The organism is Roseixanthobacter finlandensis (assembly GCF_043195105.2).
Classification (GTDB): domain Bacteria; phylum Pseudomonadota; class Alphaproteobacteria; order Rhizobiales; family Xanthobacteraceae; genus NCEH01.
This window is the reverse complement of sequence record NZ_CM195536.1, coordinates 5,051,287-5,067,078: the sequence shown is the minus strand read 5'-3', so window position 1 is coordinate 5,067,078 and position 15,792 is coordinate 5,051,287. Positions and strand designations below refer to the sequence as shown.

At 68.3% G+C, this 15,792-nt stretch carries 9 protein-coding genes; 6 read left to right on the top strand and 3 right to left on the bottom strand.

All coding sequences use genetic code 11. The features are described from left to right. The first annotated feature begins 42 nt into the window (after nt 1–42). A complete protein-coding gene (locus tag V5G24_RS23500; RefSeq protein WP_394084172.1) occupies nt 43–1,683 on the top strand; it encodes an inorganic phosphate transporter in 1,641 nt (546 codons plus the stop codon). A 175-nt stretch (nt 1,684–1,858) separates the two neighbouring features. After that, nucleotides 1,859–4,645, top strand: coding sequence for a DNA mismatch repair protein MutS (gene mutS, locus V5G24_RS23495; protein WP_394084170.1), 2,787 nt, complete (start codon nt 1,859–1,861; stop codon nt 4,643–4,645). Nucleotides 4,646–4,657: 12 nt separating this feature from the next. Here the strand turns inward: mutS and V5G24_RS23490 are convergent, their stop codons facing one another. The 3 genes from V5G24_RS23490 to ppc all read right to left on the bottom strand — a co-directional run bounded on the left by V5G24_RS23490 (nt 4,658) and on the right by ppc (nt 10,332). Then, complete coding sequence (locus tag V5G24_RS23490) at nt 4,658–6,022, bottom strand: hypothetical protein (RefSeq protein WP_394084168.1); 1,365 nt, start codon at nt 6,020–6,022, stop codon at nt 4,658–4,660. A gap of 37 nt (nt 6,023–6,059) precedes the next feature. Next, nucleotides 6,060–7,352, bottom strand: coding sequence for an adenylosuccinate synthase (locus V5G24_RS23485; protein ID WP_394084166.1), 1,293 nt, complete (start codon nt 7,350–7,352; stop codon nt 6,060–6,062). Between the two features lie 187 nt (nt 7,353–7,539). Next, on the bottom strand, nt 7,540–10,332 hold the full coding sequence (gene ppc, locus V5G24_RS23480) for a phosphoenolpyruvate carboxylase (protein ID WP_394084164.1): 2,793 nt from the start codon (nt 10,330–10,332) through the stop codon (nt 7,540–7,542). A 246-nt stretch (nt 10,333–10,578) separates the two neighbouring features. Between ppc and V5G24_RS23475 the strand changes: the two genes are divergently transcribed. From V5G24_RS23475 to V5G24_RS23460, 4 genes are all read left to right on the top strand, one after another. Continuing rightward, nucleotides 10,579–12,342 carry a type I secretion system permease/ATPase gene (locus V5G24_RS23475; protein WP_394084162.1) on the top strand — a complete coding sequence of 588 codons (1,764 nt, stop codon included), beginning with the start codon at nt 10,579–10,581 and terminating at the stop codon, nt 12,340–12,342. Between the two features lie 10 nt (nt 12,343–12,352). Next, the gene (locus V5G24_RS23470; RefSeq protein WP_394084160.1) at nt 12,353–13,885 is read left to right on the top strand and encodes an HlyD family type I secretion periplasmic adaptor subunit; all 1,533 of its coding nucleotides are present in this window, start codon (nt 12,353–12,355) and stop codon (nt 13,883–13,885) included. A 175-nt stretch (nt 13,886–14,060) separates the two neighbouring features. Next, nucleotides 14,061–14,810, top strand: a complete 750-nt coding sequence (locus tag V5G24_RS23465) for an electron transfer flavoprotein subunit beta/FixA family protein (protein ID WP_394084158.1) — start codon at nt 14,061–14,063, stop codon at nt 14,808–14,810. Further along, nucleotides 14,810–15,754, top strand: coding sequence for an electron transfer flavoprotein subunit alpha/FixB family protein (locus V5G24_RS23460; RefSeq protein WP_394084156.1), 945 nt, complete (start codon nt 14,810–14,812; stop codon nt 15,752–15,754). The genes V5G24_RS23465 and V5G24_RS23460 overlap by 1 nt, the downstream gene beginning before the upstream one ends. Nucleotides 15,755–15,792 lie beyond the last annotated feature (38 nt).

The following is a 15,792-nucleotide window of genomic DNA, read 5'->3' as shown; positions in this document are numbered from 1 at the left end:
GAGGTAACGGAAGGTTTTTCCGGGTCGGTTGAGGGGGGTTCGATGACGGCGCACACTGCTGCGAAACCGGCGCATGCCCATGGGGCGGCGCACGGCCACGCGCATCGCGAAAAGCCGGTGAAGCTCGATCGCAAGAACGGCGCACCGGAGATTTTCATCTTCTTCGCCCTGCTCATCGGTGGCCTTGGCTACACGGTGTGGTCCATCTGGACCGACGTGCAGGCGGCATCTCCCGGCGTGCTCACCTTCGCGCCGTTCATGCTGCTGCTGCTGGCGCTGCTGATCGCGCTCGGCTTCGAATTCGTGAACGGCTTCCATGACACCGCGAACGCGGTGGCGACGGTGATCTACACCAATTCGCTGCCCGCCCATTTCGCGGTCGTGTGGTCCGGCGGCTGGAACTTCCTCGGCGTGCTGGTGTCCTCGGGTGCGGTGGCGTTCGGCATCATCTCGCTTCTGCCGGTGGAACTGATCCTGCACGTGGGCACCGGCGCCGGCATGGCCATGGTGTTCGCCCTGCTGATCGCCGCCATCATCTGGAATCTCGGCACCTGGTATCTCGGCCTGCCGGCCTCCTCCTCCCACACCCTGATCGGCTCGATCATCGGCGTCGGCATCGCCAACCAGCTGATCCAGGGCAAGAGCGGCGTCGCCGGCGTGGATTGGAGCCAGGCCGCCAACGTGGGCTATGCGCTGCTGCTGTCCCCGGTGGTCGGCTTTTTCGCCGCCGGCCTGCTGCTGCTGACCATGAAGGTACTGGTGAAGAACCCGGCGCTCTATGCCGAGCCCAAGCCCCACCACCCGCCGCCGTGGTGGATCCGCGGCCTGCTGGTGCTGACCTGCACGGGCGTCTCCTTCGCCCACGGCTCGAACGACGGCCAGAAGGGCATGGGCCTCATCATGCTGATCCTGATCGGCATCGTGCCCACCGCCTACGCGCTGAATCGCGCCATCGACTCGACCGATGTCGCCCAATTCCGCGCGCTTGCGTCGGTGACCCAGGCGTCGCTGGTCAAGGCCTCCGACAATGCCGCCGTTCCCGCGGACCCGCGCCAGGCGCTGACCGATTATGTGCGCGACCGCAAGCTGACCCCTGAAACGGTGCCGGCCCTCGCCGCCGTGGCGGGTGAAATCTCCGCCCTGGTGGGCAATCACGAGACGCTCGCCCAGGTGCCCGCCGCCGCCGTTCCCAACATGCGCAACGACATGTACCTGGCTTCGGAAACCATCCGCCTGATGGGGCGCCAGAAGGAACCCACCTTCGATACCGAGACCAGCGACAATCTGGCGGCGTTCAAGCGCGCGCTGGACAATGCCACCAAGTTCATCCCGCTGTGGGTGAAGGTGGCAGTGGCCATCGCCCTCGGCCTCGGCACCATGGTGGGCTGGAAGCGCATCGTGGTGACGGTCGGCGAGAAGATCGGCAAGACCCATCTCACCTACGCCCAGGGTGGCGCGGCGGAAGTAGTCGCCATGGGCACCATCTTCGCCGCCGACATGTATGGCCTGCCGGTGTCGACCACCCATGTTCTGTCCTCGGGCGTCGCGGGAACGATGGCGGCCAACAAGTCCGGCCTCCAGCTCTCCACCGTGCGCAACCTCGCCATGGCCTGGGTGCTCACGCTGCCGGTGGCGATCATCCTCTCCGGCGGGCTCTATATCCTGCTGCGCCAGCTGATGTGATCGGCCGGGCGGATGTCCGCCGGTCGCTTCTGTGGATCTGAAACCGGGCGCGGCTCCTACGGGATGCCGCGCCTTTCTCGTTGGGGCCGGCCTTTTCCCCGCCGGACACTCCAATGACAGGGGAAAGGGCGGTGGCGCGATTTCCTTGCCCGGCCGCGTGCTCTAGCCTGCGGCCATGACCAGCGAAGGCATCCATCCGCAAGCCGATCCCGTCGAAATCGATCCCGTCCCGTCCGGGGCGGGGGAGGGCGCGCGTGCCGCAAAGGCGCAGGCGCCGCGCGCGGGCGAGGGGCACGTGACCCCGGTCATGGCCCAGTTCGTGGAGATCAAGGCGGCCAATCCGGACTGCCTTTTGTTCTACCGCATGGGCGATTTCTACGAATTGTTCTTCGAGGATGCCGAGCAGGCCTCCCAGGCGCTCGGCATCGTGCTCACCAAGCGCGGCAAGCATCTGGGTGAGGACATCCCCATGTGCGGCGTGCCGGTGTCGCGGGCGGAGGAATATCTCCACAAGCTGATCGCGCTCGGCTTCCGTGTCGCGGTGTGCGAGCAGCTGGAAGATCCGGCGGAAGCGCGCAAGCGCGGCGGCAAGAGCGTGGTGCGGCGGGACGTGACCCGCCTCGTCACGCCCGGTACCCTCACCGAGGATGCGTTGCTCGATGCGCGGCGCGACAACGTGCTGCTCGCGGTGGCGCGCACCCGTGCCGGCGGGGAGGGCGAGGCCCATGCCTATGCGCTGGCCTATGCGGACGTCTCCACCGGCGGCTTCCGCGTGATCTCCACCAGCCGGGCCGATCTTGCCGCCGATCTTGCCCGCATCGAGCCGGCGGAAGTGCTGATCTCGGACGCGCTCTATGAAGACGGCGACCTGCGCGAGATCTGGGACCAGCTGCCCGCCGTCACGCCCTTGCCGCGCCAGGGTTTCGAGGGCACGGGGGCGGAAGGCCGGCTAGCGGGTTTCTTCGGGGTGGCGACGCTGGAGGCGTTCGGCGCCTTCTCCCGCGCCGAGCTGATCGCCGCCGCCGCCATCGTCGCTTATGTGGAGCGCACCCAGCTCGGCGCCCGGCCAGCTCTTGCCCCGCCGGTGCGCGAGGCCGATGGCGCCTTGATGCTCATCGATGCCGGCACGCGGGCCAATCTGGAACTGGTGCGCACGCTGTCCGGCGAGCGGCGCGGCTCGCTTCTGGCGGCGGTCGACCGCACGGTGACGGCGGCCGGCGCCCGCCTGCTGGCGCGGCGCATCTCCGAGCCGCTGACCGATCTTGGGGCGATCCGCGCACGGCACGACGCGGTGGAATTTCTCGCCGGCAATGCCGAGATTCTCGCCGTCCTGCGGCGCGGGCTGGCCGGTGCGCCGGACCTTGCGCGCGCTCTCTCCCGCCTTTCGCTCGGCCGGGCGAGCCCGCGCGACCTTGCCGCCATCGGCCGGGGCCTGGAGGAAGGTTTTGCGCTCGCCGCCGCCTTCGTCGACGCGCCGCCGCGCGATCTGGCCGACGCCGTCCTGGCGCTTGCCGGCATGGACCGGGAACTGGCGCGCGATCTTGCCGCCGCCTTGGAGGACGAGTCGCCGCCGACCCGCCGCGACGGCGGCTTCATCCGCGCCGGCTATGATGCCGATCTCGACGCCACACGGGCGTTGCGCGACGAGAGCCGGCGCGTGGTGGCGGCGCTGGAACGGCGCTATGTGGACGAGACCGGCATTCGCTCGCTGAAGATCCGGCACAATGCGGTGCTCGGCTATTTCGTGGAGGTCACCGCCCAGCACGGCGACCGCCTGCGCGAGGCGCCGTTCTCGGCGACCTTCGTGCATCGCCAGACGTTGGCGGGCGCGGTGCGCTTCACCAGCGTGGAACTGGGCGATCTGGAGAGCCGCATCGCCAGCGCCGGCGAACGCGCGCTCGCGCTGGAACAGCATATTTTCGACCGCCTCGCCGCCGCCGTCGTGGCGCAGGCGGGCGAGATCCGCGCCGCCGCCGAGGCCCTGGCGGAGCTGGACGTGTTCGCCGGCCTCGCGCGGCTCGCCGTGGATGAACGCCATGTGCGCCCCGAGATGACCGGCGCGGTGGATTTCGAGATTGAGGGCGGGCGCCATCCAGTGGTGGAACAGGCGCTGGCGAAGGTCGGCGGGCCATTCGTCGCCAATGATTGCGATCTCTCCGCCCCGCCCGGCAAGGAGGCCGGCCGGATCTGGCTGGTCACCGGCCCGAACATGGCGGGCAAGTCCACCTTCCTGCGCCAGAACGCGCTGATCGCCGTGCTGGCGCAGGCCGGCGCCTTCGTGCCGGCGCGGTCGGCGCGGCTGGGCGTGGTGGATCGCCTGTTCTCGCGCGTCGGCGCGGCGGACGATCTCGCGCGCGGCCGCTCCACCTTCATGGTGGAAATGGTCGAGACCGCCGCCATCCTGAACCAGGCGACGCCGCGCTCGCTGGTGATCCTGGACGAGATCGGGCGCGGCACCTCCACCTTCGACGGCATGTCGATCGCCTGGGCGAGCCTCGAGCACCTGCACGAAATCAACCGCAGCCGGGCCTTGTTCGCCACGCATTTCCACGAGCTGACCGCGCTGACCCAACGCTGCGACCGGCTGATGAACGCCACCGTGAAGGTGGCGGAATGGCAGGGCGACGTGGTGTTCCTGCATGAGGTGATCGCGGGCGCGGCGGATCGCTCCTACGGCATCCAGGTCGCAAAGCTCGCCGGCCTGCCGCCCGCCGTCATCGCCCGCGCAAAGTCGGTCCTGGCGGAATTGGAAGCGGCGGAACGGGCAGCGCCGGCGCAGAAGCTGCTGGACGAACTGCCTTTGTTCGCCGCCGCCCGCCGGCCGGAGTCGCAAGCTGAGACGCGCGCGGTCAATCCCGCATTGACGGCGCTGGATGGGCTCGATCCGGACAGCCTCACGCCGCGCGAGGCGCTGGAGGCGCTGTACCGGCTGAAGGGCCTGCGGACACAGACGGCCGGGTGAGCTGCGAGGAGATCAGCCCCCGCCCGGCGCGGGCGCGGTCATGGGCGCGGTGCCGGCGTCGATGGGCGGCGGCGGAGCGGCCTGCGGCTGCCATTCGCCCCAGGCGGTGAAGGCATCCTGGAACGCCTGTTCGCCCGGCGCGCCCTTCTCGAATGCGATGATCGCCCGCTTGTTGTTGGTATAGACCACCGGAATGTCGATCCACGGCCGGGTCTGAAGCAATTGAATATTGCGCTGGCGATCGGCCGGCACGGCGGAGAGGCCCACCAGGAAATAGGTCGGGTTGACCCGCACCGAGAGCCCCACCAGCGGCGCGCCCTGGGCGCCTTCGGTCTGCTTCATGCGGATACCGGGCACATTGGTGATGCCACCATAGGGGAAGTCAGCCGGCAGGGTAAAGCCGATCTCGATGGTATGCGAGGCCGGCAAGGTCTGGTCGGTATTGCGCCGGAGCACGAACGACAGCGCCATGCGCCGTTCTGGAATCTGTAATTCGGCCCGAATGCCGGTGTCGGGCGGCAGGCCGGGGCCGGCATTGAAGGTCTCGGTCTTCCAGGTCACCGTGCCTTCATAGCTTTGCAGGCCCTGCGGCCCCGAGGCGCTTTCCTCGAACAGGACCGCGCGCTGGGTGCCGCTGGTCGGGCGCAGCGGCATGGGCGGGGGACGGCGGGCGGCATCGCCAGAGGCCTGGGCGACGCGATCCGCGCTCTTGGCCGGTTCGCTCGCGGGCCGGGAGGCATCGGCGCCCTGCGTGGCTGGACCCGGCGGGGGCGCCGCGCGCGAGAAGACAAGCTGCTCCAGCGTTTCGTGATTGACCACGGCGAGCGCGATGCCGCCGACCGCCACGATGGCCAAGGCGAAATAGATGAGCGTGCGCCGGCCGCGACCGCTGGTCTTGCCATCGTCGGAAGCCGGCATGCGCGGGCGGGCGGTACGGCTCGCGACCTTGGGCTTGCCGAGGGTCGGGCGCTGGTCGGTGGCGGCATCGTCCGCCGCATCCGGGACCTCGTCTGCGGGTGGCGGGGGGAAGGCCGGGCGCGCGGGGCTCTCGCCGAGCCGGCGGCGCGGCGGTTCGGTGCCGGAGGGGGCCGGCTCCGGCGGCGGGGCGGCGGGCTTTTCAGGCGGTGGGGGTTCCGCCGCGGCGGGCGGCTCCACGGCCGGGAAGAGAGTCTTCTGTTCCGCCTCGATCCGGCGGATGGCCTCTTCCAGGGACTGGCGCTCGCGGGTGATTTCTCCTTCCGGCAAGGGCGGCTCGACGCCGCGCAATTGCTTCAGGAGGGTGTTCCGCGCGCGGTCGAACATCATCTTCCGCTTCTCGGCCGTGTTGGACGGGAGACCGGCGATCGCACGAACCAGGAGCGGGTAATAATCAGCCATCAGCGCTTATGTCTGGAGGAGAACAGGAAAGCTTTGGTTAAGCTTGAAACGGATTTTGCACCAAAATTGTGTCATCGCGTTCCGGGCTTGTCGAAAGCACGGCCACCGGGCAGCCGATCAGCTCCTCGACCCAGCGCACATATTTCACCGCCTCGGCCGGAAGATCGGCCCAGGAGCGGGCGCCGGCGGTGGATTCCTTCCAGCCGGGAATGGTCTCGTAGATGGGTATGGCGCGCGCCTGCTGGCCGCTTTCGGCCGGGAGATAATCAATCTCCTTGCCGTCGAGCATGTAGCCGACGCAGACCTTCAGCTCCTCGAATCCGTCCAGCACGTCGAGCTTGGTCAGCGCGATGCCGTGGATGCCGCAGGTCTTCACGGTCTGGCGCACCAGCACCGCGTCGAACCAGCCGCAGCGGCGCGGGCGGCCGGTGACGACGCCGAACTCGCGGCCTTTGGTGCCGAGGGCCTTGCCCACCTCGTCCGTCAGCTCCGAGGGGAACGGGCCTTCGCCGACGCGGGTGGTGTAGGCCTTGGTGATGCCGAGCACATAGTCCAGCGCGCCCGGCCCCACTCCCGATCCGCTCGCCGCGCCGGAGGCCACGGTGTTGGAGGAGGTGACATAGGGATAGGTGCCATGGTCGATGTCCAGCAGGGCACCCTGGGCGCCTTCGAACAGGATCTTCTTGCCGTCGCGGCGGGCCTTGTCGAGCAATTCCCACACCCGGTCCATAAACGGCAGGACCTTGGGGGCGATGGCTTCCAGCTCGGCGATCAGCGCCGCCGCATCCACCTCGGCGAGGCCGAGGCCGCGCCGCAGCGGATTGTGATGGCTGAGCAGGCGCTCGACCTTGGCCGGCAGGCTCGAAAGATCGGACAGGTCCACGAGGCGGATGGCGCGGCGGCCGACCTTGTCCTCGTAAGCCGGGCCGATGCCGCGCTTGGTGGTGCCGATGCGGGTGCCGGAATTGGCGCCTTCGCGCAGGGCGTCCAGCTCACGGTGCAGCGGCAGGATCAGCGGGGTGGTTTCGGCGATGCGCAGGCGCTCGGGGCCGACGACGACACCCTGGGCCGCGAGGCGGGCGAGTTCATCCACCAGCGCCTGGGGATCGAGCACGACGCCATTGCCGATGACCGAGAGCTTGCCCGGCCGCACGACGCCCGAAGGCAGCAGCGAGAGCTTATAGGTGACGCCGTTCACCACCAGGGTATGGCCGGCATTGTGGCCCCCCTGGAAGCGAACCACCACGTCGGCCTGCTCGGAGAGCCAGTCGACGATCTTGCCTTTTCCTTCGTCGCCCCATTGCGAGCCGACAACGACCACGTTGGCCAAGGTGAGCGGTCCTCCGCCGGAGCGCGGCCGGATTCGGCACGCGCGAACAAAGCAAAGCCCCGGTTTGTCCGGGGCATTAAGGGTGCGTCTTACGGGATCGAGGCTTGCGAGGCAAGGCGTTACGCCGCGGCGGGCGGTTCCGATGCCCGCCGCCCGGCGGGCGAGACCGTGCGGGGCCGCGCCCTTTTCACCCCGAATTGCGCAATCCGGCGGAGATGCCGTTGATGGTGAGCTGGATGCCGTGGAGCACCTTGTCCCCCACATCCTCGCCCGCCTCGGCGCGGCGGTGCAGCTTCAGCATGTGCACCTGAACGTGATTGAGCGGGTCGAGATAGGGGAAGCGGTTGCGGATCGAGCGGTCGAGCAGTGGATTACCCTCCAGCAGGCGCTTCTGGCCCATGATGGCGAGCAGCAGTTCGATGGAGGTCTCGTATTCCGCCCGGATGCGCTCGAAGATGCGGGCGCGCAGCCCTTCGTCCGGCACCAGCTCGGCATAGCGCGAGGCCACCGCGATCGAGCTTTTCGAGAGCACCATGTCCATGTTGGACAAAAGCGTACGGAAGAACGGCCATTCCTTGTACATGGCGCGCAATTGCGCCATCCCATCGTTCGGATGGGCGGCGAGGAAGCCCTTCACCGCAGTGCCGAAGCCGTACCACGCCGGCAGCATGAGCCGGCACTGGGCCCAGGAGAACACCCAGGGAATGGCGCGCAGCGCCTCGATGGAACGGGTCTTGTTGCGCGAGGCGGGGCGCGAGCCGATGTTCAGGGTGGCGATCTCGCTGATCACCGTCGAGGCCCAGAAATAATCCTCGAAGCCGGGAGTCTCGTAGACGAGGCCGCGATAGGCCGCGAAGGCGCGGGCCGACAAATCCTCCATGAAGGCGGAGAATTCCGGCCGGGGATCGGCCTGTTCGGGCTGGAGCAGGGTGGCGTCGAGAGTCGCGGAGACCAGGATCTCCAGATTGCGCCGGCCGACATCGGGATTGGAATATTTGGAGGCGATGATCTCGCCCTGCTCGGTCACGCGGATCTGCCCGTCCACCGCGCCGGCGGGCTGGGCGAGAATGGCATCGTAGCTCGGGCCGCCGCCGCGTCCCACCGAGCCGCCGCGCCCGTGAAACAAGCGCAGTCGCACATTGTGGCGGGCGAAAACCTCGATGAGCGAGGTCTCGGCCTTGTACAATTCCCAGCCCGAGGTGACGAAGCCGCCGTCCTTGTTGCTGTCGGAATAGCCGAGCATCACTTCCTGCTCGCCGCCGCGGCTGTCCACCAGGCTGCGGTATTGCGGGATCGCCAGCATGCGGTCCATCACCTTGGCGCAGGCCTGCAGATCGCCGATCGTCTCGAACAGCGGGATGATGTTGAGCGCGCTGGTGCCGTTTGCCTGCACCAGCCCCACTTCCTTCAGCAGCAGCGCCACTTCCAGCAGGTCGGAGACGCCCTCGGCCTTGGAGATGATGCAATTGGGGATCACCGCGCCGCCCAGCATGCGGTGGGCGTGCGCGGCCTCCCGCAGGATCGCGAGTTCCGACTGGGTCTCGTCCGAATAGGTGAGGAAGGGCGAGGCCAGCGGGCGGGCGTTGGTGAGCTCGCGCGTGAGCAAAGCGATGCGCGCCTCCTCGTCCAGCGCGGCGTAATTGGTGCCGGGAGAGACCGCCTCCAGCAATTCGCCGACAGTGCGGGCATGGACGTCGGAATTCTGCCGCAGGTCGAGGCTCGCGAGATGGAAGCCGAAGCAATCGGCCGCGCGCCGCAAATTGCGTAGCCGGCCCCGCGCCAGGACGCGCGAGCCGTTCGCGCACAGCGAGCGGTGGATGATGTCGAGATCGGCCTTGAAGGCGGCGGCGCTTTCATAGGGCGGAAAGGCCGGGTCGGCGGGGGCAGGTTCGCCCTTCAGCGCCGCCTCGCTCGCGGCGAGGCGGGCTGCAACGGTGGCGAGGGCCCGGCGATAGGGCTCGTCCTGGTGGCGCGCGGAAGTGTCCGGGGAGCGCGCGGCGAGCTCGGTCAGCTCCGCCGAGACCGGCACCAGCCGGCTCGCGAGCGAGAGTTCGGCGGCGAGGGCTTCCACCTCCTCGCGGTAGAATTGCATGGCGCGGTCGCGGTGCAGCTCCACCGTGGTGCGCAGCACGTCGGCGGTGACGAAGGGATTGCCGTCCCGGTCGCCGCCGATCCAGCTGCCCACCCGCAGGAACGAAGGCACGTCCACCGGCCCGGCGCCGGGGTCGAGCTGTTCGAGATGGTCCTCGATGGCGCAGAACAGGCGCGGCACTTCGTGCAGGAAGGTGTAGTCGTAATAGGATAGGCCGTTCACCACCTCGTCGAGCACGGTCAGCTTGATGCGCCGCAGGATTGCGGTCTGCCACAAGGTGAGCACCGCGCGGCGTAGGGTGTCGATGTCGCGGGCGGCCTCCTCCGGGGTGGCCTCCACCCGCTGGCGCCGGTCCAGCAAAGCGGCGATTTCCATCTCGCGGTTGAGTGTGCTCTTGCGCCGCACCTCGGTGGGATGGGCGGTGAGAACCGGGCTGACCAAAGCGGTGTCGAAGAAGGCTTTCAGCGCATCCGGGCTCTTGCCGCCGGCGGCGGCGCGGGCGAAGGCGTTGGCGAGCGTGCCGACGCGCGGCGCGGAACCGGCGATGGCGTGGGCGCGGTTGCGGCGGGTGTGGTGCACGTCCTCGGCGATATTGGCGAGGTGCGAGAAATAGCTGAAGGCGCGGATGATGCGTACGGCGGTGTCCGACTTCAGGCTCTCCAGGAGGCCTTCCAGCTCCTGGCGCGCGCCCTCCTCGGAATCGCGGTGGAAGCGGAGCGAGGTCTGGCGGATGCGCTCCACGAGCGCGAAGATATCGTCGCCTTCCTGCTCGCGCACCGTGTCGCCGAGGATGCGGCCCAGCAGGCGGATATCCTCCCGGAGCGGGCGATCCTTCTCGCTGGTTTCATCCGCCGGCTCGTTCAACCCCGCCCAGACCGCACTCGACATATGTCCGACCCCCGTCGCCGCTTCGCGTATTGCTCTTTAGTCTAACGAGCTTTTTTGCATGCGCGAAGCAAATGCTGCATCCCGTCACCGGCGCGTCACCCGGGTGCGGCATGAGAACAAAGCTGGCGCAACGCTTTCCGCTCTTGCCAATGGGCGCGCGGCTAGCGACAACAGAATACCGGCCTGCGGGCCGGGAAAGCTTTCGCTCCTCGGGGAGGGGCGGTGTGGTCCGGGGGTCAATGGTCAATGTCGCTCGCAGCCTCGCGCTCGGCGCTTCCGACGGCGCCTACAGCGCTCGATCATGCTTTGCGCGCGGCTAAGCCGGCCCTTTGGACGGTCGTGGTTTTCAGCTTCTTCATCAATATTCTCGGGCTGACCGGCTCGCTCTACATGATGCAGGTCTATGACCGCGTCCTGGCGAGCCGCAACCTGCAGACCCTGGTGCTGCTGACCATCATCGTCGCCATCCTGTACCTGGTCTCCGCCGCGCTCGAGGCGCTGCGCACGCAATTGCTGGTGCGCGCCGGGGCGAAGTTCGACGAGAGCATCAAGGAAGAGGCGTTTGACGCGGTGCAGCGCGCCTCGCTGCGGCGGCCCTCGCCCAGCCATGTGCAGGCGCTGCGGGACGTGGACACGGTGCGCGAATTCTTCGCCGGCCCGGGCCTGATCTCCTGCTGCGACGTGCCCTGGGTGCCGATCTACATCATCTTCGCCACCTTGCTGCATCCCTGGTACGGCATACTGGCGGTGGTGAGCTGCGTGATCTCCGGCGTGCTCGCCTTCGCCAACGACAAGGTCACGCGGCCGATCCTCGACCGGGCGACCAAGGCGAACATCAGCGCCAATAACGAGGCCACCACCACGTTCCGCAATGCCGAGGTGCTGCAGGCCATGGGCATGGTGCGGCAATTGCGCGAGCGCTGGATCATCCATCGCGGCGCCGCGCTCGGCTGGCAGGCGCTGGCCTCCGACCGGGCGGCGTTCCTGATGGCCGCCACCAAGTTCAACCGCATGTTCATGCAGAGCCTGATCCTCGGGCTCGGCGCCTATCTCGCCATCAACCGCGAAATCTCGCCGGGCATGATGATCGCCGCCTCGATCATCGTCGGGCGCTGCATCCAGCCGATCGAGATGGCGATCGGCAATTGGAAGGGCATCGTTGCCACGCGCTCGGCGTTCCGCCGGGTGCAGGAGCTGCTGCGCATGTCGCCGCCCCCCGCCACCCGCATGCGCCTGCCCGATCCCACCGGCGCGTTGCAGGTGGAAAATCTGGTCGCCCACGCGCCGGGCCGCGACGTGCCGGTGCTGCGGGGGGTCTCGTTCGCGGTGCCGGCGGGCGCGGTGCTCGGCGTCATCGGCCCGAGCGCGGCGGGAAAATCGAGCCTTGCCCGCGTGCTGGTGGGCGTGTGGCCGGCCAGCGCCGGCGCGGTGCGGCTCGACGGGTCCGACCTTAGCCATTGGGATCCCGAGCAGCTCGGCCGCTGCCTCGGCTATCTGCCGCAGGACGTGGAATTGTTCGCCGGCACGATCGCCGACAATATCGCCCGCTTCACGACCCGCGACGAGGCGCAGGTGGTGCAGGCCGCGCAGATGGCCGGCGTGCACGAGATGATCCAGCGCCTGCCGCGCGGCTATAATACCGAGATCGGCGAAAGCGGCGCCTCGCTGTCCGGCGGCCAGCGCCAGCGCATCGCGCTCGCCCGCGCCATTTACGGAAGCCCCGCTTTGGTGGTGCTGGACGAGCCCAATGCGAGCCTCGACGCCGCCGGCGAGCAGGCGCTGATGGTGGCGGTGCAGGCGCTGCGCAAGGCCGGGCGCACCGTGGTTCTGGTGACGCACAAGACCAACAGCCTCGGCCTGTGCGATTATATCCTGCTGCTGAACGAAGGCGTGGTGCACGGGTTCGGCCCGCGCGACGAAGTGCTCGCCAAGGTGCTCGGCCCGCGCCTGGTGCAGCCGGGGGAAGGCCCGGCGCCCGCACATATCGGCGGCCACGCCGCCGGCGCTTGAGGGGAAGCAGATGTCCACTCGTCCTGACAGCCCCATCCGCTCCGTGAAAGAGGCCGCCCGCGAGCGGCTCGGCGCGGTGCTGCGGGGGATCGGCCAAAGTCCCCTCGGCCAAAGCGCGCTCGGCCAGACCGCGCTGGCGCGCCTCGCCACCGCGAAGGACGTCAGCGTGCGTTTCGTGCGCGACGTGATCGTGCCGCCTCCGGCGCCGGAGATCGCCGACGCGGACAACGGCATGAAGGCGCCGGTGGCCTCCAGCGATTTCCGCCGCGTGGCGACCATGGGCTACGGGGTGATCTTCCTCACCTTCGGCGTGCTCGGCGGCTGGGCCGCGCTCGCCAATATCGACAGCGCGGTGATCGCCTCGGGCGTGGTGTCGGTGGAGAGCAAGCGCCAGGTGGTGCAGCATCTGGAGGGCGGCATCGTCGCCGAAATCCACGTCAAGGACGGGCAGAGCGTGGAGCGCGGCGCGCTGCTGTTCCGCCTCGATCCCACCAGTTCGCAATCCAATTACGATTCCCTGCGCGGCCAGCTCGACACGCTGCTGGCCACCGACGCCCGGCTCACCGCCGAGCGCGAGCACGCGAGCGCCGTCACCTTTCCGCCCGAGCTCCTGGCCCGCGCGGAAGATCCGGCGGTCAAATCCATCCTCGCCGACCAGGTGATCCAGTTCCGCGACCGCAAGACCTCGCTGGAGGGACAGACCGCCATCCTCAACAGCCGGATCGCCCAGGGCCAGACCGAGATCGATGGGCTCGCCCGCGAGCGCACCTCCGCCGACCAGCAATTATTCTATATCGACGACGAACTGGCCGGCGTGCAGCAGCTCAACGACAAGGGGCTGGTCTCCAAGCCGCGGGTCGCCCAGCTCCAGCGCGAGAAGGCGCGGCTCCAGGGCACGGTGGGCCGCAACATGGCCGATGCGGCGAAGGCGGCCAACACCATCAGCGAAATGAAGATGCAGATCCAGCAATTGGATCAGAAGCAGCAGGAAGAGGTCGCCGGCCAAATCGTCGATGCGCGACAGAAGATCGCGGACCTGCGGGAGAAGCTGAACGTTTCCCGGAACGTGCTGAGCCGGATCGACATCCGCGCGCCGCGCTCCGGCATCGTGCAGAACATCAACCAGAAGATCTATACCGTCGGCGCCGTGGTGCGGCCCGGCGACACCATGCTGGAAATCGTGCCGCAGAACGACGACCTGATCGTCGACGCCCAGGTGCCGACCACCGATATCGACCGCCTGCACGGCGGCGTCACGGGCGTGGAGGTGCGCTTCCCCGCCTTCCATTCGCGCACCACGCCGCTGATCCTCGGCGAGCTGCGCACGGTCTCGCCCGACCGGCTCATCGACGAGACCACCCACCAGCCCTATTTCCAGGCGGTGGTGGCGGTGGCGAGCACGGACATTCCCGACGACATGAAGGCGCGCCTGCGCCCCGGCATGCCGGCGGAAGTGGTTTTCAACACCGGGGAACGCAGCGTCATGAGCTATTTGACGCGCCCCCTCACCGATGCCCTGACGCGGTCGTTCCGGGAGAAATGAGGGCGGTGCGCGGAGCGGCGGAAACCCGCGCCAGCTTACGCGTTGACAGGGTTTCGGGCCACTTCTAGGTTGCCCGCCCCAAGGTTTGCTGCGCTGCGTGGTTTGCGGCGCATGGCTCCGGCGCGGGAGTTTTTCCGCAGCCGCACTTAAAGTGGGTCGGGAGGAGCGCTCAACAATGAAGATCCTGGTGCCTGTCAAGCGGGTGGTGGACTACAACGTGAAGGTCCGTGTGAAGGCGGACGGGTCCGGTGTGGAACTGGCCAACGTCAAGATGTCCATGAACCCGTTCGACGAGATCGCGGTGGAAGAAGCCCTGCGCCTCAAGGAAGCGGGCAAGGCGACCGAGGTGGTGGTGGTCTCCATCGGCCCGGCGCAAGCCACCGAAACCCTGCGCACCGCGCTCGCCATGGGCGCCGATCGCGGCATCCTGGTGAAGGTGGACGGCATCGTGGAGCCGCTCGCGGTCGCCAAGATCCTCAAGGGCGTGGTGGGCGAGGAAGCCCCGCAGCTCGTGATCCTCGGCAAGCAGGCGATCGACGACGATTCGAACCAGACCGGCCAGATGCTGGCGGCGCTGCTCGGCTGGGGCCAGGGTACGTTCGCCTCCAAGGTGGTGCTGGAAGAGGGCGCGGCCCTGGTGACGCGCGAGATCGACGGCGGCCTCCAGACCGTGAAGCTCTCCCTGCCGGCCATCGTGACCACCGACCTTCGGTTGAACGAGCCGCGCTATGCCTCGCTGCCCAACATCATGAAGGCGAAGAAGAAGCCCATCGACGAGAAGACGCCCGACGCCTATGGCGTGGACGTGGCGCCGCGCCTGAAGGTGCTGAACACCGCCGAGCCGGCGGGCCGCAAGGCCGGGGTGAAGGTGGGCTCGGTGGCCGAGCTGGTGGCGAAGCTCAAGGATGAGGCGGGGGTGATCTGATGACGACTTTGCTGCTCGCCGAACACGACAATTCGGTTCTCAACGGCGCCACCGCCAAGGCCCTCACCGCCGCGGTCGCATTGGGTGGCCCGGTGCATATCCTGGTGGCCGGACAGAATGCCGCCGCCGTGGCGGATGCCGCCGCCAAGCTTTCGGGCGTGGAAAAGGTGCTGCTCGCCGAGGGCGAAACCTATGCCCACCGCCTCGCCGAGCCGCTGGCGGCACTGATCGTCTCGCTGGCTCCGGCCTATGACGCGATCGTCGGCCCCTCCACCTCGGTGGCGAAGAACGTGCTGCCGCGCGTCGCCGCTTTGCTGGACGTGATGCAGGTGTCGGACATCGTGAAGGTGGTTTCGCCCGACACGTTCGAGCGGCCGATCTATGCCGGCAACGCCATCCAGACGGTGCAGGCGACCGATGCCAAGAAGGTCATCACCGTGCGCACCGCCTCGTTCGGCGCCACGGCCGAGGGTGGCTCGGCCAGCGTCGAGACCATCGGCGCGGCGGAAAATCCCGGCGTGTCTTCGTTCGTGGACGAGAGCATCGCCGCCTCCGACCGTCCCGAGCTGACGGCGGCGAAGATCATCGTCTCCGGCGGCCGTGCGGTCGGCTCCAAGGAGAAGTTCGCCGAGGTGATCGAGCCGCTCGCCGATGCGCTGGGCGCGGCGGTGGGCGCTTCGCGCGCCGCCGTGGACGCCGGCTATGCCCCGAACGACTGGCAGGTCGGCCAGACCGGCAAGGTGGTCGCGCCCGAACTTTATGTGGCGGTGGGCATCTCGGGTGCGATTCAGCACTTGGCGGGCATGAAGGATTCCAAGATCATCGTGGCCATCAACAAGGACGAGGAAGCGCCTATTTTCCAGGTTGCGGACTACGGCCTGGTGGGCGATCTGTTCTCCATCGTGCCCGAGTTGCAGGCGGCGATCGTCAAGGCGAAGGGCTGAGGGCCCGCCCGGCGCCCATCGAAGCCGGGCGACATCTC